Annotated in this window: 17 protein-coding genes; 5 read left to right on the top strand and 12 right to left on the bottom strand. The window is 40.8% G+C overall.

All coding sequences use genetic code 11. The annotated features are described in order from the left end of the window. The first annotated feature begins 5 nt into the window (after positions 1-5). The gene (gene thrB, locus RBI_RS10085) at positions 6-893 is read left to right on the top strand and encodes a homoserine kinase (protein WP_038672687.1); all 888 of its coding nucleotides are present in this window, start codon (positions 6-8) and stop codon (positions 891-893) included. Beyond that, the gene (locus RBI_RS10090) at positions 890-1,432 is read left to right on the top strand and encodes a DNA-3-methyladenine glycosylase I (RefSeq protein WP_038672688.1); all 543 of its coding nucleotides are present in this window, start codon (positions 890-892) and stop codon (positions 1,430-1,432) included. The genes thrB and RBI_RS10090 overlap by 4 nt, the downstream gene beginning before the upstream one ends. Positions 1,433-1,553: 121 nt before the next feature. Here the strand turns inward: RBI_RS10090 and RBI_RS10095 are convergent, their stop codons facing one another. From RBI_RS10095 to RBI_RS10115, 5 genes are all read right to left on the bottom strand, one after another. Continuing rightward, on the bottom strand, positions 1,554-2,234 hold the full coding sequence (locus RBI_RS10095) for a ribulose-phosphate 3-epimerase (RefSeq protein WP_038672690.1): 681 nt from the start codon (positions 2,232-2,234) through the stop codon (positions 1,554-1,556). Between the two features lie 29 nt (positions 2,235-2,263). Continuing rightward, positions 2,264-4,123 carry a CDP-glycerol glycerophosphotransferase family protein gene (locus RBI_RS10100; RefSeq protein WP_051706773.1) on the bottom strand — a complete coding sequence of 620 codons (1,860 nt, stop codon included), beginning with the start codon at positions 4,121-4,123 and terminating at the stop codon, positions 2,264-2,266. A 112-nt stretch (positions 4,124-4,235) separates the two neighbouring features. Beyond that, positions 4,236-5,309, bottom strand: coding sequence for a galactitol-1-phosphate 5-dehydrogenase (locus tag RBI_RS10105; RefSeq protein ID WP_022287040.1), 1,074 nt, complete (start codon positions 5,307-5,309; stop codon positions 4,236-4,238). Between the two features lie 14 nt (positions 5,310-5,323). Then, entirely contained in the window at positions 5,324-6,028 is a 705-nt protein-coding gene (locus tag RBI_RS10110) for an IspD/TarI family cytidylyltransferase (RefSeq protein ID WP_038672691.1), read from the bottom strand. Positions 6,029-6,140: 112 nt separating this feature from the next. Then, on the bottom strand, positions 6,141-7,319 hold the full coding sequence (locus RBI_RS10115; RefSeq protein ID WP_038672693.1) for a CDP-glycerol glycerophosphotransferase family protein: 1,179 nt from the start codon (positions 7,317-7,319) through the stop codon (positions 6,141-6,143). A gap of 353 nt (positions 7,320-7,672) precedes the next feature. Here RBI_RS10115 and RBI_RS10120 point away from each other — a divergent pair, with 353 nt between their 5' ends. Next, a complete protein-coding gene (locus tag RBI_RS10120) occupies positions 7,673-7,954 on the top strand; it encodes a hypothetical protein (RefSeq protein ID WP_038672694.1) in 282 nt (93 codons plus the stop codon). Positions 7,955-8,281: 327 nt separating this feature from the next. On the opposite strand, the gene RBI_RS10125 is transcribed toward RBI_RS10120, so the two are convergent. The 4 genes from RBI_RS10125 to RBI_RS10140 all read right to left on the bottom strand — a co-directional run bounded on the left by RBI_RS10125 (position 8,282) and on the right by RBI_RS10140 (position 14,470). Further along, positions 8,282-10,105: a UvrD-helicase domain-containing protein gene (locus RBI_RS10125; RefSeq protein ID WP_038672696.1), complete on the bottom strand. Its 1,824-nt coding sequence runs from the start codon at positions 10,103-10,105 to the stop codon at positions 8,282-8,284. Next, positions 10,105-12,159: an ATP-dependent nuclease gene (locus RBI_RS10130; protein ID WP_038672699.1), complete on the bottom strand. Its 2,055-nt coding sequence runs from the start codon at positions 12,157-12,159 to the stop codon at positions 10,105-10,107. Before RBI_RS10130 ends, RBI_RS10125 begins: the two co-directional genes overlap by 1 nt. A 112-nt stretch (positions 12,160-12,271) precedes the next feature. Beyond that, positions 12,272-13,387: an HNH endonuclease family protein gene (locus RBI_RS10135; RefSeq protein ID WP_038672700.1), complete on the bottom strand. Its 1,116-nt coding sequence runs from the start codon at positions 13,385-13,387 to the stop codon at positions 12,272-12,274. A 6-nt stretch (positions 13,388-13,393) separates the two neighbouring features. After that, complete coding sequence (locus RBI_RS10140; protein WP_038672702.1) at positions 13,394-14,470, bottom strand: adenine-specific methyltransferase EcoRI family protein; 1,077 nt, start codon at positions 14,468-14,470, stop codon at positions 13,394-13,396. 142 nt (positions 14,471-14,612) lie between these two features. Between RBI_RS10140 and RBI_RS14240 the strand changes: the two genes are divergently transcribed. Together RBI_RS14240 and RBI_RS10150 are read left to right on the top strand one after the other, a co-directional pair. Continuing rightward, positions 14,613-14,972: a helix-turn-helix domain-containing protein gene (locus RBI_RS14240; RefSeq protein WP_051706775.1), complete on the top strand. Its 360-nt coding sequence runs from the start codon at positions 14,613-14,615 to the stop codon at positions 14,970-14,972. Between the two features lie 98 nt (positions 14,973-15,070). Continuing rightward, positions 15,071-16,012 carry a hypothetical protein gene (locus RBI_RS10150; protein ID WP_038672704.1) on the top strand — a complete coding sequence of 314 codons (942 nt, stop codon included), beginning with the start codon at positions 15,071-15,073 and terminating at the stop codon, positions 16,010-16,012. Positions 16,013-16,062: 50 nt separating this feature from the next. On the opposite strand, the gene RBI_RS10155 is transcribed toward RBI_RS10150, so the two are convergent. From RBI_RS10155 to RBI_RS10160, 3 genes are read right to left on the bottom strand one after another with little or no spacing between them, the layout of a single operon-like run. Next, positions 16,063-16,287, bottom strand: a complete 225-nt coding sequence (locus RBI_RS10155; protein ID WP_242843641.1) for a hypothetical protein — start codon at positions 16,285-16,287, stop codon at positions 16,063-16,065. Next, positions 16,284-16,406 carry a hypothetical protein gene (locus RBI_RS15450; protein ID WP_272111627.1) on the bottom strand — a complete coding sequence of 41 codons (123 nt, stop codon included), beginning with the start codon at positions 16,404-16,406 and terminating at the stop codon, positions 16,284-16,286. Before RBI_RS15450 ends, RBI_RS10155 begins: the two co-directional genes overlap by 4 nt. 14 nt (positions 16,407-16,420) lie before the next feature. Then, entirely contained in the window at positions 16,421-17,278 is an 858-nt protein-coding gene (locus RBI_RS10160; protein WP_242843642.1) for a hypothetical protein, read from the bottom strand. Positions 17,279-17,281 lie beyond the last annotated feature (3 nt).

The following is a 17,281-nucleotide window of genomic DNA, read 5'->3' on the forward strand; positions in this document are numbered from 1 at the left end:
TCACCATGATAAAAATACAGATACCTGCCACGTCGGCTAACCTTGGCGCCGGTTTTGACGCACTGGGGCTTGCGCTCACTTACTACAACTACATTGAAATGGAGGAGTGCGACAAGATAGACATTACAGCGGCGGACGGGCTTGACATTCCTACGGACGAGCGAAACCTTATTTACATTTCTGCCAAAGACCTTTTTGCAGTATGCGGAAAAAAACTGGAGGGACTTAGGCTTATACAGACAAGCAATATTCCTATGGCGAGGGGACTTGGCTCGTCTTCTGCCTGCATAATCGCAGGACTTGTGGGAGCAAACAAAATGCTTGGAGATCCCCTCACAAAGGACGATCTTGTTGACCTTGCGGCACAGATAGAGGGTCACCCTGACAACACTGCGCCTGCACTTCTTGGCGGAATTGTGACGGCGGTATTTGACGGAAGAAAGGTACACTGGGTAAAGCAGGAGGTTTTCACAAAGCTGAAATTCGTGGCGATAATACCTGATTTTGAGCTGAAAACTGAGGAAGCGAGGGCTTGTCTGCCTAAGGAAGTTTCACACAAGGACGCAGTTTACAACCTTTCCCGTGCGGCGCTTTTCTCGGCTTCCCTTCTTACGGGCAAGTTTGAAAATCTGAAAACGGCAGTTGATGACAGGCTTCACCAGCCTTACAGAATGGCGCTTATACCCCACTGCAAGGACGTTTTTGACATTGCGTACACTCATGGTGCTTATGCGGCATACATAAGCGGTGCAGGTCCAACTATCATGGCTATTGTAGATGAGAGCAATCAATATTTCGCAGGCAAGATGAAATTTTCTCTTGACAATGCAGGGCTTAAAGGCTGGCAGGTAAAGGAATTTCACATTGACAACGAGGGTACGAAGCTTATATGAACAGGTGCAAATGGTGCGACCTGAAAAATCCAAAGTATGTGGAATATCATGACAAGGAATGGGGCGTTCTCAGGACTGATGACAGCTATTTGTTTGAGATGCTTGTGCTGGAGTCTTTTCAGGCTGGGCTTTCGTGGGAGTGCATACTGAACAAGCGTGAGAATTTCCGCAGAGCTTATGATGAATTTAACCTTGATAAGGTCTGTGGATATGACGAAGAGAAGATCGCAGAGCTTTGCTCTGACAGTTCTATTGTGCGAAATAAGCTGAAAATTAGGGCGAGTATTTCTAATGCAAGAATATTTCGGGATATTGTGAAGGAGCAGGGGAGCTTTTATGATTATCTTTGCAAGTTTACTGACGGAGAAATATTGTATGAGTGCGATAAAACTACCAACGAATGGTCCGATAGGATCTCTGCAGACTTGAAAAAGCGTGGAATGAAGTTCGTGGGAAGCGTGATAATATATTCGTTTTTGCAGGCGGTGGGAGTGATATATTCCCATGATAGTGAATGTGGACTTTATAGAGAAAAATAAAGTAAAGATATAAGCAAAGCGGTGTCAGAGTGGAAACTCTGCACCGCTTTTTCGTATTCTCATAAACAATGTAAAAAACCGCCCTGCACAATATATACAGAGCGGCTGCATTTTTCATTTTTTATCCCAAAGGACAAATATTTTTGCGGTTTTCGGCTATCCTTTCGTCTATACCCTCTACCTGCGGCTTAACAAGGCTCGATGTTCCTGCAACAAACATTCTTGCACCTGCTTCGTAAAGCTTGCGGCAGTTCTCGTTTGACATATTGCCGTCAGTTTCTATGATGATGTCCTCGTGGCCGTTTTCGTCAAGCCACTTTCTAAGACGTCTTGCCTTATCCACCGTGTTAGGCACAAGCTTCTGTCCTGCAAAGCCAGGGTTTACTGTCATGACAAGCACACCGTCTATGAAGTCTACGGCTTCCTCTACCACGCAGATAGGTGTGCCGGGATTGATAGCCAGGATAGGCTTTGCACCGATAGAACGGAGATATTGCAGGCACTTTGCGATATGCTTTGTGCTTTCATAATGCACTGCCGCATAATCGCCCTCTCTGATATCAAACCACTGGAGCCTTTCCTCAGGCTTTTCTATCATGAAATGAAAATCAAATGGGATATCCGTCAGATCACGGAGCTGTTTTACATAATCAGGATAAAGTGTGAAATTCGGCACAAATGAGCCGTCCATTACGTCTATATGGAGATATTCGATATTGTTGCGCTTAAAAGCGTCAAGATATTCCTTTATCTGTCCCAGATGGACGCACATCATTGAGACTGATATCATACCATTGTCCATACTGATCCTCCTGTTTCTATTCATCTTTTTTATCTTCTGCTGTTATCTTCAGGCTCAATGCCCATGATAAGCTGGTCTATTACTCTGTCAGTGGACTTTCCGTCTGTATATTTGAAGTTCTTCTTTATGAAGCCCTCCATCTTTTCAAACTCGTAATCCTTATCTCTGAGAGCGGTCATAAGCTCATCAAAATCGTGGACGATCTTACCAGGAACAAGCTCCTCATACGGCTCATAGAAATCTCTTGTTGCTTCATAATACTTTTGGTCGAAAGCAAAGAAAAGCATTGGCTTTTTAAGCAGTGACATCTCATATATGATAGAGCTGTAGTCTGTGATAAGCACGTCAACTATAAATAGGATATCATTTACCTCTCTGTAGTCGGAGGCGTCAAGTATTCTGTGAGCATACTCGTCAGGTATTTCGATACGCCTTTTTACAAACGGGTGGAGCTTTACGATAAGAACGGAATCCGTTTCATCAAGAAATTTGCCCCATGCTGTAAGGTCAAGCTTATCAAATGGGAAATGAGCATTATTTGCGTTATTTCCTCTGAAAGTCGGCGCATACATATAAACTGTTTTTGCAGTTTTGCACTCAGGGAAAACTTCCAGCATCTGCTCTCTTGTTTTGGCTTTATATTCGTCATCAAAGAAGATATCCGTTCTTGGGATACCCACCGGATAGAATTTCTTTTCGTCGATAGCGAAGCCCTCTGCATGGTGGAGCGCAGAATGATAGGAGCTTACAGGAACGTGGGTATAGCACTTATGCACCCTTGTATTGAACGGAGGTGCGCCCGGCTTTCCCAGTCTTTCAAAGCCCAATGACTTGAACGCTCCGCAGGCGTGCCAAACCTGAAGCACCTTGACGTTCTTAGGATAATCCACAAGGTAGATGTCAGGGTAATAATCATCTATAAGAATGATATCGGAGGTTGCAAGATAGTAGACGAACCTTATCATGGCAGGTATCGACCTATTGACAGTGATACTTGCTTTGAAGTCAAATCTGAACTTATACTTGCTGTCAAGTCCTCTTTCTATCATGCGGTCATAGATGACCTTTTCGTTTCCGCCTATCTCGGCTCTCGAACCGCTGGCAAAGAGGATAATATCCCCGTTTTTCTTAGCAAAATGCTTAAAGAACGAGAAAGCCTTTTTAAAGCACCATATCTTTAAGCCGTAAACATCTCTTATGATAAGCTTCTTACGGTTTTGAAGCTTCTTCTCAATACGCTTTGGCAAGGTCTGGGAAGGCTTAGGCTCTTTATAGGTGACGGCAAGCTTATATTCGAGTGTATCCATATCGCTTGCAGACTCGGCATAGAAAAGGTTTTCTGCGCCTCGTCTGAGCTTGAAGTTCATAGGGTTCGCCTTTGTATCGTCCTCTATAGTTTCCACTTTATCGGATATGATACAAGGATACTCGTTCGTAAGCACCTGTTTTGACAGGCATCTGCCATCGTTATCATAGGTGAGCTTGAGAAGCGTACTGCCACTGAGGACATAATCCACTGTATCTGTTGATATCTGCGGTTTATTCATGCCCTTATACTTTGTGAATATTTTAAGGTCATAGTCGCCTGTGGCGATAGGAGCTTCGTTATTGGCGGACATTATATTCACTGTCAGATGAAAATGAGTTCCGCTTACTTCAAAATGCTGGGCAGGGAACATACAAGTTCTATCATGTGTGACAAATCTTGCTGACAAGTTTTCAAGCTCGTCTTTTTCAAAGCCCACAAGCTCGCCCTCGATATGAAGGATAACTCTCTTGAACTCTACTCTTGTAAGCTCTGCGAATTTTTTGTTTCTCTCTTTTAATCTCTCAATAGTCTTTCTTCTGTTCCCGTATATCTCTTCAAATTCGGGAGTCATATTTTCCATTTAAAACTATTCCTTACTTTCCGCCGCTTTTAAAGCTTCCCTTTCAACTTTCATTTCAGGTCTTGAAAAGCGGCTACAAAATTTTTACTCAAATTTACAAACAGCAGACTGTTTAATCGTCAAATGTGAACATTACCTTTAAGGTGAACTCGCCTGTGTTTCTGATAGCGGAGAATGCCTTTTCGTTCTCCTCTATTGTGAATGTATGTGTGATAAGATCGGCAAAGTTTACGTCGCTATGCTCGAAAACTTCAAGGGCTTTCTTCCAATCGTTCACTCTGCTGTTATAGCTGGAATTCCATGAGCCTTTGACTGTTATCTGCTTTCTCAGTATTGACCAATAGATATTCTTAGGCAGGATAAGGTCTGTTGACGGGTTGCCAACGAGAACGATACTGCCAAGAGCGCCTGTTGACTCGATAGCGGAAGCGATAGCTTCGTTTGAGCCGACAGCTTCAAATGTTACGTCTGCTCCGTCGATACCTATTATCTTCTTCACCTGTGCAGGGAGATCGTCAACGCTTGTATCAACAACGTCAAAGCCCAGCTTCTTTGCATACTCAAGCTTATTCTTTGAACGGCCTGCGATAACCACCTTACCGGTCTTTGTTCTCTCTTTTGCAAAGAGGGCTATCATAAAGCCTATTGTACCTGTGCCTATGATAACAACGTTCTGACCCTCTTTGATGTCGCCGATATTTACAGCGTGCATTGAAACAGCGGCAGGCTCGCAGAGCGCTGCTGTTTTATAATCGAGGGTATCGTCGAACGGAACTAAGTTCCATACTGGAACAACGAGGTACTCAGCCCATGCACCGTCCTGTCTTGAACCGAAATAGCTATAGCCTGAGCATTGTGCATATTCCTCCATTTTGCAGGCTTTACAATGCTTGCAAGGGAGCATAGGGAACACGCAGGAACGTTTGCCGAGAAGGCTTTCGTCAACGTCATCGCCAACTGCAACTATCTGACCTGAAAACTCATGACCAGGTATGGTCGGGAAGTGGTAAGTTCCTGTTACAAAGCATCTTGGCATATCGCTTGAACAAATTCCGCACGCCTTTATTTTCAGCAATACGGTGCCTTTTTCAAGCTTTGGCACGTCTACCTCAGTTACTCTCAGGTCGCCCACGCCATAAAGCACAAGTGCTTTCATCTTTTCGGGTATGTTTATTAAGCTTTTCATAAAAAAAGTCCTTTCTATTTACCGCCAAGCAGCGTTCTGACAATAAGCAGGTCGCTGTCTGTTGTTATCTTGAAATTAATAGCGTCGCCCTCTATAAGGTGGATAGGCTGGTTATTCATTGTGCATATCTGCGAAGTGCCTGTGATGACTTTTTTCTGCTCCTCAGTGAGGTTATCCTGCATTTGGATAAAGTGGGCAAGGCGGAAGCTGTCAGGAGCTTGTCCGCTGTAAAGCTCGCTTCTGGCAGGGATATCTTCAACATACTCTCCTCCCTTTGAATGGAGGATAGTATCTGCACATGGAAGTCCGCAGACGCAAGCACCGTATTCTGCGGCACAATCTATGGAATCGTTGAGTATCTTCTCTGTAACAAAAGGTCTTACGGCATCGTGGATAACGATAACATCGTCATCATGAAGTCCGTTATCATTTGTGATAGCGGTGGTGACATTATTTATAGTATCCATTCTTTCCTTGCCGCCGAGGATCACCCTTACCTTTTCGCTTTCAGGAATATTCTTTTTCACCTGCTCGTTCATATAGTCCTCATAGTCCTTATGGACGGCGATATAGATATAATCAAATCTCTTTACCTTGAGCATATTTTCAAGGGTATAGATTATGATCGGCTTACCTCCGATCTCGATAAACTGCTTTGGTATTTTTGAGCTTTTAACTCTTGTACCTGATCCCCCTGCGAGCATTGCACCGTAAATCATAAACAAACTCCTTACTGATATTTATATTATAATAATGTATCTGACAAATAGATCATTGTGATACGCCGATAAAGTATCGGCAGTCAACGGGCGAACGCTGTTCACCCTTGCATTAGTATTCGCTGTTTTGTGACACAATATAATCGGCTATCCTTTCGGTAGAACGGCCATCGCAAGCGCCCATAAATCTTTCTCTGAAATCAGAAATGACAGTAGGGTCGGCTTTTCCCTGCTTTATGGCGTTTATAAGCTCCTCATTGGTCTTAACTATTGGTCCCGGGAGGAAGCTATAGTCATAGGGATAATAAAAGCCTCTATAGTCATAAAACTGGTCAAGGTCAAAAGCGTAGAATATCATAGGTCTTTCAAAGAGCGAATATTCAAAAATAAGTGAAGAATAATCGGTTATGCACATATCGGCAGTAAAAAGAAGATCCTCGATAGGCATATGTTCCGTTATGTCAAAGGCGAAGTCCTGACAATCCTCGGGGATATCCCACTCTTTTTTAACAAAGCCGTGTCTTTTTACAAGAAGCACCCACTCGCTGCCGAAATTCTCTTTAAGGGCTTTTATATCCAACTTTTCGGGGATATAAGCCTTATCGGCGTCCCCACGATAGGTCGGGGCATAGAGCAGGACTTTTTTATACTGTGCGTTCGGGCAATTTTTATAGAGATTTTCAAAGGCTTTCACACGATTTTCCTCTTTAAAGAAAAAGTCGGTACGAGATACACCTATTGCCTGCACGCTATTATTATCAATGTCAAAGCCGAAAGCTTCCTTGAAAGCCCATATGCACTCTTTACTGCTGACGGTACAAAGTGTATAGCTTGTATGGGCAGGGAACTTTCTCAATTCTTCCAGCGACTCGCCGAAAGAGAGGTCGGTGATACTTTCTCCCCACTTTTTGAAAGCTCCGCAGGAATGCCATGTTTGAATGACCTTTGTGTCTTTTCTGAACTTAAAAGCGCCGAACAGATTACAGGTATCGTTAAGCAAAACGCAACCCACGTTTCCCATTAGCCAAGTAAGCTTCAGATATCTCAGCAGATAGCCCATTCCGCCCTTATTATTATGGACGTAATAGACCTGCGGATCAAGTCCTCTGGTCTTTATCTCCTCATAGATATAGCGGAAGCTATCCGTCAGCGTACCGCTTCTTATCTCGGCAAAGATGACCTTGTTTTTTCTCAAAGGTCTAAGGCTTGACACTTTATAGCAAAGGGGATATACTCCTTTGAACATTATGATCTTGGCGGTGTTTCTGACCGCCTGTTTTAAACCGCTCATTTCTCACCCTACATTATATCATATTATGCGCCGTTTGTCTACACTTTAACAAATAACAGGACACTTTTGCGGCACATCTCACAAAAAAGCTTATTTTCTGAGCTTTATTATGCTCATTTTAACGTATGCACAACGCTAAAAAAGTTCTCTTGTGTAGTATTATAGTGCAGAACGGGAGAAGTGTCAAGGGGGTATTTGTAATTTTGTAAAATTATTTGAATAATGTGAAGATGAGACTATTTCTGCTTTATTAACTGACAAAGTATTTTTTATTATATGAGGAAACAACTATTGACCCGCTTTGAACAACATGCTATAATGTAGTAAAATCATCATAAATAGGAAGTGATCTTATGTATGAAGTTCGTTGGCCTGATAAAGAAAGGTGGATATTCATATTTTGTGATTATCCTGGTGAGCCTGACGAATTTGTTGTGCTTTTAAAAGCATACCGAGACATGGTTCACGGCAAGATCAGGGAGATACCCGACTTAACGCAATACAAAGTAGACAATGATGAGCTTGGGCTGATTTTCCAATGGGACGATTGTTTTGGTATCACTGTAATTGTTCCCAAGTCAACTGATCTTGACAAGGCTTACAATACTCTTAAAGATTTGTGCGAGAATATTTAGGCGTTAAATTGCATAAAGCTGTATGCTATACTATTGACACATAAAAAGAGCTATCCGATTCGCAAATCGAATCAGATAGCTCTTATCTTTTCAGGCAATATCTATATTATTCCCACTCCTCAAATCGGCCTCCAGACTAAACAGTTTTGTTTAGGAGATTTGAGCTGTGGTATCTCAATTATACATTTTATTCTGTACTATACTGCCCACTGATGCCAAGTTATCATTTTATTAGCGCCATGATAACCAAAACCAGTGACTTATAGGAGAATATGTGCCCGGTGGCTTGCTTCTTATTTTGTATTATAGCGCAGATCGAGGCGGTTGTCAAGGGGGAGTTATAATATTTGCTATTCTGGGCTCCTGTAACAGATCAAAGAATTCATTAATATCATTATGCTTTTGCGTTTTATGATTTCGATTCTTACAAAAAGAAAATGACACTTCGCTCTTAGCGCGAGAAAGAGCAACAAAAAAAGCACAGCGATCTTCTTCAGGTTGATTTTTGAAGTTCCAAAAAGCTGCATCCTCTAATCCCACAAAAAACACGGTATCGTATTCCAACCCCTTGCTTTTATGTATTGTCATTATTGGAATTGAGTGTAGCCCCTTAAACTGCTCAATAGACATATTCAAATCAATAGATGTTTTTTCTAATTCATCCCAAAAGAGCTTTGCAAATCTATTAAGTACATCATTTAGATATTTGCCTTGACTATACTCTGGAAACACAGCTTTTATACAATCAAATTTCAAAAAAGATACTATCTTCTTTAATACTTCATAGAACTCCGATTTTGTCGTTACTAAACTAAACTGTTGTTTAATTCTTAATAACTCATCATCAATTTGATTTTGAACATTAAAGTATTCATCATCAGACTGTGTGCCCGAGATGTTCCATAATTCTATTATAGAAGATACTAATACTTGCCAATCATCAGGATGTTTCCGATTACAGGTAAGTGACAAAATAGAAAGAATGATTTCTATAATAGGTTCTTTGATTAAATCTTGATAATCATTTTCAATTCTTGCATATATACCTTTTTGTCCTAAATAATCAATGATTATCTGCGTAAAATCTTGTGGTTTTTGTTTGCAAAGAATACATATTTGTGTCGGAGAAATACCTGTTTCTATTTTTTTTATTATGCTATTAGTTATTGTTAATGCTTCTGATTCAGAGTTCTCTGAAATAATCAAGTTTATAATTCCGTCATCTTCTCTCCATTTTGCCGAATGCTGTACTTGACCGTCGCTTTCATTAAGCACGGAATACATTTTTCTCTGTAAGTCAACTAACCTCGGAGCGGATCTGTGGTTCATTATCAGCTTATACTTGATCGCATTAAAATCATTCTGAAAATCCACGAAAACTGTTTTTCTTGCTCCAGCCCATACCATTATACGTTGTTTATTATCTCCAACTGCTGTAATTATTGCTTTTGAAGATAAAAAACATCGCTTCACTAGTTCGTATTGAAGAGTTGTTGTGTCTTGGAATTCATCTAAGAAAACATATTTATATGTTTCTTGTAATCCGTTTCTTATCATTATATTAGTTCTAATAATATACTCAGCTAGCATACTAATCATTTTGAAAGTGAGCATCGATGTATGATCGTCAAATCCATGTAGCAAAAGTTTCCATATTCTTTCTCCCACCTCATCTTTGGCGAACGGAAGTGACACTGAGGATATAATAGCATCATAATATCTTGTATTATGATTATTATATTGTTCAAAAGCGGCTTTTAATATATCTTTATCTTCTACTATGTAATCTTGCTTTGGACGTAATTCCTGCGGAAGCGCTAAACGAAAATGATCAAGAAGGTTTTTGGCAAAAGCATCATATGTCATTGAATCGAAACGACAAGCTGTCTCTTTACCACATCTTTGTTCCACACGTTCTTTAAGATTTTTGGCTGCATCTTTCTTAAAACTGATTGCTAATATTCTATATGGTTCTTTGCAATTATCAGTTTCAAACAGATAGTTAGCTTTTTGTGCTAATAATTCCGTTTTACCTGCGCCTGGTCCAGCTACCACAAGAACATTTCTTTTCTGCCTTATTGCAACATCTGCATTTTTTTCAAGAATGATACTATCAGATGGTAACCATTTTTCATCAGCTATAATGGCCATCACATCGTCTCCTTTAGTTTCTTTTCAGCTGAAGCTATCAGCCTGCATAAAACATCTGGCATAGTCGTTTTTAATTGTTCATTATCAATTCTCGATAGTGCTTCAATGTGGGTGGATGGCTTTCCTCGATTTAAGAAAAAGTATGTATACCAGATCATCAATCGTTTCTGCTCATCTGAATATGTTGCTCCATCTCCGCCACATTCTTTCAATGTACTATGGACATCATTTTCTATTCTTTCAGTATACTCCGGCAAAGATGTTTTCCCTTGTGTTTCTATATCGATTATTTTATTCCTATGTTTTTTTCCCTCTTCTGAAACCATTAGTTGAGGACCCTCTGATGACTCAAGTGTAGAAATATATACATCTTTATATTGTTCGAGCATCAAAAAATCAATGTCTAATGGAGATGAGAAGAACACATCATTTTCTTCTAACCACTTAATCCATAAGTCCATATTATCCGATACATTCCATTTTTTCATCGCATCAAGACTAATCGTGCCTTTGTCTGATTGTAGCAACGATTTCTTCTCAGGATTATATTGGATTAATTGCTCTACTGCATATGCTATTCGTCCCCAACCGCCACCATCACGTTCTCGATCTAGATCCAAAAGGGTTATATGTGGAATTTTCAAATCATTGAGCAATCTCCAGAAATGATTAACATGGCGTCCGCCTAATGGAACGATTGATATCCCGCTTATATCAGTATCACCATTCTTTGCGTTCCATACCTTAGGTAAAATGATTTCTTCACTATCACCTTCACCTAAAATCACCAGTTTTGCGAAATATAATTCAGGATAAGCTTTTACCGCTTCCTTTATATATTTATACTGATCGGACAGCTTTTCCTTGTCAGGTAAAGTTAGCGAGCGGACAGAAGTTGTATCATGTCTAGAATCAATTCTAAAATATCTTAGGTTTTCTGGTTCTACTCGCTTGATTATTGAAGAAGAATGAGAACTTAATATAGTTTGTGCGTTGCTTTTTGAAGCTATGCTTTTTAAATTGTGAACCAACTTACCAATAAGATGTGGGGCAATGTGATTTTCAGGTTCTTCAAGAGCAATAATAGTTAATACAGGCGGAGTGAATGAAAATGATAGCTGTTCTGGATAAGAAGGCATTTCCTGTTTGATTTGTATTTCAACATTAAGGATGCTGTCCACTAGTGAAATATAAAACAACGAACGAAGGCCGTCACTCAATTCATCAATGGAACATTCTTTTGCCATAGGGGCAGGCGAGAATACTACTTCCGAATTCTTAATTGAAGAATCAATATCCGTGCTGTTAAATCTCAACTGTGCATTTGTGTAACGAGAATCTGAATCATACATCTTCCATTGGCTATTTATTGATTCACTAATCACAGAGATACCTTTTTCTGCTAAAAAACTTTGATTCAAGGCTTCAATTGAGTCGTTTATCTGCTTTTGAGATTCGTCACTCCAATTTACCTTGCTCATTATTTGGTTGATCATTGTTCCAGAAGTGTTCTTAAGTTGTTTTAAAGGATCTCGAACTGCTGGAACATAGATAACTCTGATCTGATCTAAATCTTTTCGATTTGCTGGGGATTTAGCACTTTCTGTAATTGCTTCTGATTCAGAACAAGTAATATAGTATACTTTGTTCTCTATTGCACCCTCAATATTGTTGCTTTTTTCCCATGATGCTTCTAGCCTTATTCGCAGATAGGGTGTTCCACCTGGTTCATCCACCACAAAACTCTTAAAAAATACAGGGATAGCTGAAAGATCAGCATCTTTTTCAGCTAATTCATCAAAAACAAAAACGGCTTCTATAAATAGTTCTTGATGATCGAGTGAGTTCCAACTCTTATCATGTGGAAGATGAAAATCACTGCGTTTAAGTATTCTATCGTTGCTATTATTTGAAAAAATACAATTAAGCGCAGACATAGCTGTTGTTTTTCCAGAACAGTTATTTCCAATAAAAGCAGTTAAGTCATCAAAATCTATTATTTGTTCTTCTCCAAAACAACGATAGTTCTGAATTTTTATTTTTGTAAGTTTCATAAGCACCTCCACAGCAAATAAATAATCCCCCTGAAACAACACAGTTATCCAGTATATCTACATTATACCACAATGCCTGTATTATTTCAAGGGAATTCGACTATATATTATATTATTCCTGCCCCGATTTCTTCAAATTACAATCCCTGCACAGCATCTGCAAGTTCTCCGGAACGGTCTTACCGCCTGCGTGCCAAGGCTTGATATGATCGCCGTGCATCTGAGCAAACTCATAGTGCTTGTTGCATATCGGACAGATACCTTTCTGACGTTCGTATGCTTCACGCTTCTGTGTATCAGAGAATGGTCTGATGCTGAGATTACGTTCATCACCGTTGAGGATGTAGGTATATATTCCTTTTTTATTGCTTACATCATCGTCAGCCATAAGCCTTGTTATAGCAGCTTCGAGAGCATCGGGATCAAGTTCTGCATCTTTGTATGTGTTATAGAGCAGTCCCCACTCTATGCCTTTCATTTCTTTGCGATATACGGGGAATATCGTTTCAACCCATTCAATCACACGCTTGAAATATATCCATATCTGGTTGGCGTTATCATCGTGCTGATGAAGCGCCATATATTCTTCTATCGTATCCAAGCCGTCACGGGCAGCGATCCACCTGATAGCGGTTTCGAGGTATTCCTGTCTGATAGGGGAACCCGACACATAGTTCTTCGCCATATTGTAGGCGGCACAGGTAGGCTTTGAAAAATGCAGTTTCGCATCTGAAAGCCAAGTGCCTGTATAGGCGGTATTGCGAAGCTCCTGAGCTGTCAGCGGTTTACCTGCTATATTTATGACCTTGAACCACTCATGTACCTCCGAGGGAGTACCATCGCATACATAAATATCAAGGACATAATCATCTATCTGCTTTTGCAGGTCTTTCTCCAAGTTGAAGTAGTATTTCTCATCTACCGCAAATGTTCTCTCACTTTCGGCAGCGTAACGACAGATAGAGATCGTTCTCTGCTGTCCGTCCATCAACTCGTAACGCCCGTCATCTATTTTTGCCCAGTACATAGTGTTCAGAGGAAAGCCTTTCTTGACGGTGCGAATAACTTCATCACGCTCTTTCGGAGCATAAACATATTCACGCTGATACGGTGGTCTGACATCAAGCAGTCCGCCATAGGCAACAATTCCTTCAATACCGTCTGTTCCACGTTCTTCATAGCCTTGACACAGCTCTGCAACTGAAATCTGAATACGGTCGATTTTCATTATGTATCACTCCTTTTCGGGATTTCGATTTCTAACCAATAACCTTGCATACGTTGCTTTTCCTTTGATAGTACCATCTTTATCTTTTATCAGTCCATGACTTTTAACGGGGACTTCATCGTATTTTCTGAATTGATTGGCATCTAATAATTCAAATTGATCTGGAGAGAAGGAACTTAGGAATGTAATAGGAACAGCAAGTGGCTTATCAGTATCACAGGGAATATCAGCAACAGTTTTTACAAAATAGGCATCATAATTATCATACTCAGGATACTCTTGAATACTAAAGTGTTTATACAAATCAAGAAATTGATGACGAATATCTATATCCATATTCGTAAACCAGCAGATATTACCAAGTCTGCGCCATTTCTGACCGTCCTCGTCCTGCTTGTAATCAGTATTCTTGGCTTCGTAGTAATCAGGCACTTTGAACCAGAAATGCCCTGCATTATATCCGAGCCACATCTTATTCTCTCTGAAATAATGAAATATCTCCTTAAACGTTATATGATTCATATTACCGAGGACAAGAAATTGCTTTCCGCTCTCAGCGAGTAAAGGGATATACTCTTTCATCAGAGAAAAAGGTGGATTCGTTACCACGATATCACATTCATTCAGCAGAGCTATACACTCTCTGGAACGGAAATCACCGTCCTCATTCAGAAGCGTAAGGGCGTTCTTATTGTTTCGCAGCAGATATTCCACATCACTCAGATCAACTGTTGCATCGCCGTTTGCATCGGTGACCTCTGTTATCTCTATCTTGTATGGCTTCTTTCCCTCGCCTGCGGGATAAGTGATCTCCTCATCAGCAAACAAATATAGCTGAGTATATGTGATAGGAGAAGTTGCATAACAAGTGGTTATCAGCTTTTTTAGTCCGAGAGCATTGAAGTTCAAAGCAAAATACTTAAAGAAATTGCTCTCGTAGGGATCATCACAGTTACAGAGTACCGTCTTTCCTTTGAAATATTTTCTATAATGACGCAGTTCTTCTTCTATTGTGGATAGCTGCGTGTAAAATTCATCGGTCTTTCCTGCCTTCGACATATGTAGATTACTGTTACCTGCCATATTACGCCTCCGAAAACTTGCATCTACTGAAACTTTTTACCCTGAAACTTTCGTATATAGAATATATTATAGCACAATCTATCGAAATTGACAAGTATATTTGGGTATAATATTCCAAAAGAGAAACTTGGAGGTGAGGCAAGTGTATGATCTTGGAGCTTTGATAAGATCATTACGCAAGGAACGGAAAATAACGCAGAAGAAGCTCGGAGAAATGCTCGATGTTACAGAGGGCACTATCAGCAAATATGAAGCTAATACAATGACACCGCCATTTGAGACACTTCGTTCTATCGCCAGTATCTTCAACGTTTCAATGGACACCCTATGCGGTATGAAGCATCAGGGGACACTCTCTACTCACGGGCTAACCGAAGCACAGACCGAGACTGTCAAAGCCCTGGTCGATGCCTATCGTATCAAAAACGCTCAGACGGGCAGGCAGCTCACGCATGAGCAGTATGCTGTTCTGGGGAAAATCACAGCCGAGCTGACAAAATAAAGCCGAAGGACTCACGCAGAATCCTTCGGCTTTATCTTGAAATTAGCATCAATCTGTGATACAATAGTAATAGAGCTTTTAGAAAGGAAGAAGTTAAGATGGCTGATAATTCTTTCAATTATTCGGAGTTGTTTGCTTTTGGAGATTATTCCGCTAAGTTGCAGGAAGCAATGAAACCGTTAATTAGTATGTCCCAACGGCTCCAAGAAATGACTGAACCAATTAATAAGATGACTCAGAACATAGAAACCATTGCTCGTCCTCTTATTGCTGTTTTGGAAAACTATAAGGGATTGTCCGATTCAATCCAAGCATCAATACAAGCATATAACGAAGTATTTAAGCCTATTCGTGAGGAGATAGCAAACTTTTCAAAGAATTATGGTGAGATTCTTGCAAAATTTGCTGATCGCATAAGACCGTTGTCAGCAATCCGAAAATTAGAAGAATCACAGTTTGTTTATTGGAAGCCATTACCTGAGTATTTAGTAGATCAATTGCTTTCAAATAAATCTACTGACACGGTTCTGCTTGAATTTGCACTCCAAGATGATGCCGAGTTAATCCAACATATTACATCTGAATGCGAAAAACATATCTTTCTAAAAGACAATAGTATACTGTTCAATCAAGCAATAAGTGCATACAATGGAGAAATGTACACTATCGCTGCTGTAGGATTACTTTCAGTTATTGATGGCGTATTGTCTGAAGCAACAAAGCAATACCGAAATACCAATATTTCTTCACGAGGCAGAACACTTTTAAAGAAATTAGAAGACACTGGCTCATTAGATGAAACAGAATATGCAGTTTTGACTCTTGAATTGACTTTTGAGGCTACTATGGATTCATTAGCAGCCCAAAGTGACTTTACGCAAGATGAACCATCAAATCTCAATCGTCATTTTATAATACATGGACATTCAAAAAAAGAAAAAACGCAGTTAGATTGCATTAAGCTGATGAATTTCTTGTATGGTATACTGCTCATTGATAAGATTGCGAACGAATCCACTTCGTTATCCATCGATAATTAATTATATTTATATGCCGCTCGATATAATATCGAACGGCATATATTAATATTTCACACATACACCATAGCCGCATACACCGGATCTCTGGCGATCAAGCGATCCATATTCTCCAGACCTCTCGCTTTTGCAAGATCACCGACCGCTACGGCTCTGAGATACTCAGTATCATTTTCGAGTATCGTGCCGTCGTTGACGAGCTTTTTCAGCCTTACAGGACGGTACTCCGCCGAGTAGTGCAGGTGATACTTGATGTGATCGGAGCTGAATGTTGTCACGCTCGGCTCGGCTCGGCATCGGCGGTGTTGTGGGTAACGGTCAGGGCATCGGTGTCAAGCACCCATACGGGCTTGCTCTTGCCGCACACCTGAACCTTGTCTTTGCTTCTGATGATCATAATAAAACCTTCTGTTATTCCAGTCCCCACGATTTTTTCTTTCTGGTGGCGGACTGCTGTATCTGTTCTTCCTCACGCTGAGCCTGAATATGCTCTTGAAGCTGTTTCACCTCAGCGAATTTCTGCGGTTCGCATTTTTTGGACAGACCGATAAATTCAGCCTGTACATCAGCCTTTGCTTGCAGAGTTGAAACCTCATAGGTAAGCTCGTTGATACGTCCCGAACGCTCCGCAGCCTTATGCCAAAGATCATCGTATTCATTATCTTTCTTCTGGAGAAGTTCACGCAGGTCATATATGGTAAGACTTTTCCTGTGCGAAGCATCAGCCGCTTTCGCTGCGATCTTGCCGAGCTTTTCAACTTTGGCAATGATATCGTCCTTGTGTTTCATGATAGACAGCTTACCGTCAAGCAGACTGTCAAGCTCCTGTCTGATAGCAAGGCAATCGTCCTCGACCTTGTTGCCTTTTTCAAGGTCGGGCAGATAGCTCATGATTGCATTGACCGTGGCAGTCTTTTTCTCAATCTGAGCATCGAGCTTTTCACTCTTTGCCTGCTTCTCCGAAAGCTCCGCTGCTGCCTGAGCATTCTGCACCGCCAGCTCGTCCGCCTGCCTGCGTTTTTCCTTGTATTCCGGTATCTGTAAAGTCCCTCTCGCCTTTTCGGGAGCGAGGGGCTGGATACCGTGTTCAAGGCAGATTTTATTCAGCACCTCGACCTCGGCAGCTCGCCAACGTGCAATAGCCTGCTTACCCTCACCGAAGCCCATTTCTTTCAGAGCCTGAGCGATACCGTTCTGAACGTCCTGCCCTCGCTTATAGTGACCGACAGGAATGTAGTCGATGTGCAGGTGTGGCGTGGCTTCGTCCATGTG

Origin of the sequence: Ruminococcus bicirculans (ex Wegman et al. 2014) (assembly GCF_000723465.1) — a bacterium.
Classification (GTDB): Bacteria; Bacillota; Clostridia; order Oscillospirales; family Ruminococcaceae; genus Hominimerdicola; species Hominimerdicola aceti.

Coding starts and splice junctions, on each gene's coding strand:
- thrB (WP_038672687.1), top strand. CDS start 6: ATGATAAAAATACAGATACCTGCCACGTCGGCTAACCTTGGCGCCGGT.
- RBI_RS10090 (WP_038672688.1), top strand. CDS start 890: ATGAACAGGTGCAAATGGTGCGACCTGAAAAATCCAAAGTATGTGGAA.
- RBI_RS10095 (WP_038672690.1), bottom strand. CDS start 2,234: ATGGACAATGGTATGATATCAGTCTCAATGATGTGCGTCCATCTGGGA.
- RBI_RS10100 (WP_051706773.1), bottom strand. CDS start 4,123: ATGGAAAATATGACTCCCGAATTTGAAGAGATATACGGGAACAGAAGA.
- RBI_RS10105 (WP_022287040.1), bottom strand. CDS start 5,309: ATGAAAAGCTTAATAAACATACCCGAAAAGATGAAAGCACTTGTGCTT.
- RBI_RS10110 (WP_038672691.1), bottom strand. CDS start 6,028: ATGATTTACGGTGCAATGCTCGCAGGGGGATCAGGTACAAGAGTTAAA.
- RBI_RS10115 (WP_038672693.1), bottom strand. CDS start 7,319: ATGAGCGGTTTAAAACAGGCGGTCAGAAACACCGCCAAGATCATAATG.
- RBI_RS10120 (WP_038672694.1), top strand. CDS start 7,673: ATGTATGAAGTTCGTTGGCCTGATAAAGAAAGGTGGATATTCATATTT.
- RBI_RS10125 (WP_038672696.1), bottom strand. CDS start 10,105: ATGGCCATTATAGCTGATGAAAAATGGTTACCATCTGATAGTATCATT.
- RBI_RS10130 (WP_038672699.1), bottom strand. CDS start 12,159: ATGAAACTTACAAAAATAAAAATTCAGAACTATCGTTGTTTTGGAGAA.
- RBI_RS10135 (WP_038672700.1), bottom strand. CDS start 13,387: ATGAAAATCGACCGTATTCAGATTTCAGTTGCAGAGCTGTGTCAAGGC.
- RBI_RS10140 (WP_038672702.1), bottom strand. CDS start 14,470: ATGGCAGGTAACAGTAATCTACATATGTCGAAGGCAGGAAAGACCGAT.
- RBI_RS10150 (WP_038672704.1), top strand. CDS start 15,071: ATGGCTGATAATTCTTTCAATTATTCGGAGTTGTTTGCTTTTGGAGAT.
- RBI_RS15450 (WP_272111627.1), bottom strand. CDS start 16,406: ATGATCATCAGAAGCAAAGACAAGGTTCAGGTGTGCGGCAAGAGCAAG.
- RBI_RS10160 (WP_242843642.1), bottom strand. CDS start 17,278: ATGGACGAAGCCACGCCACACCTGCACATCGACTACATTCCTGTCGGT.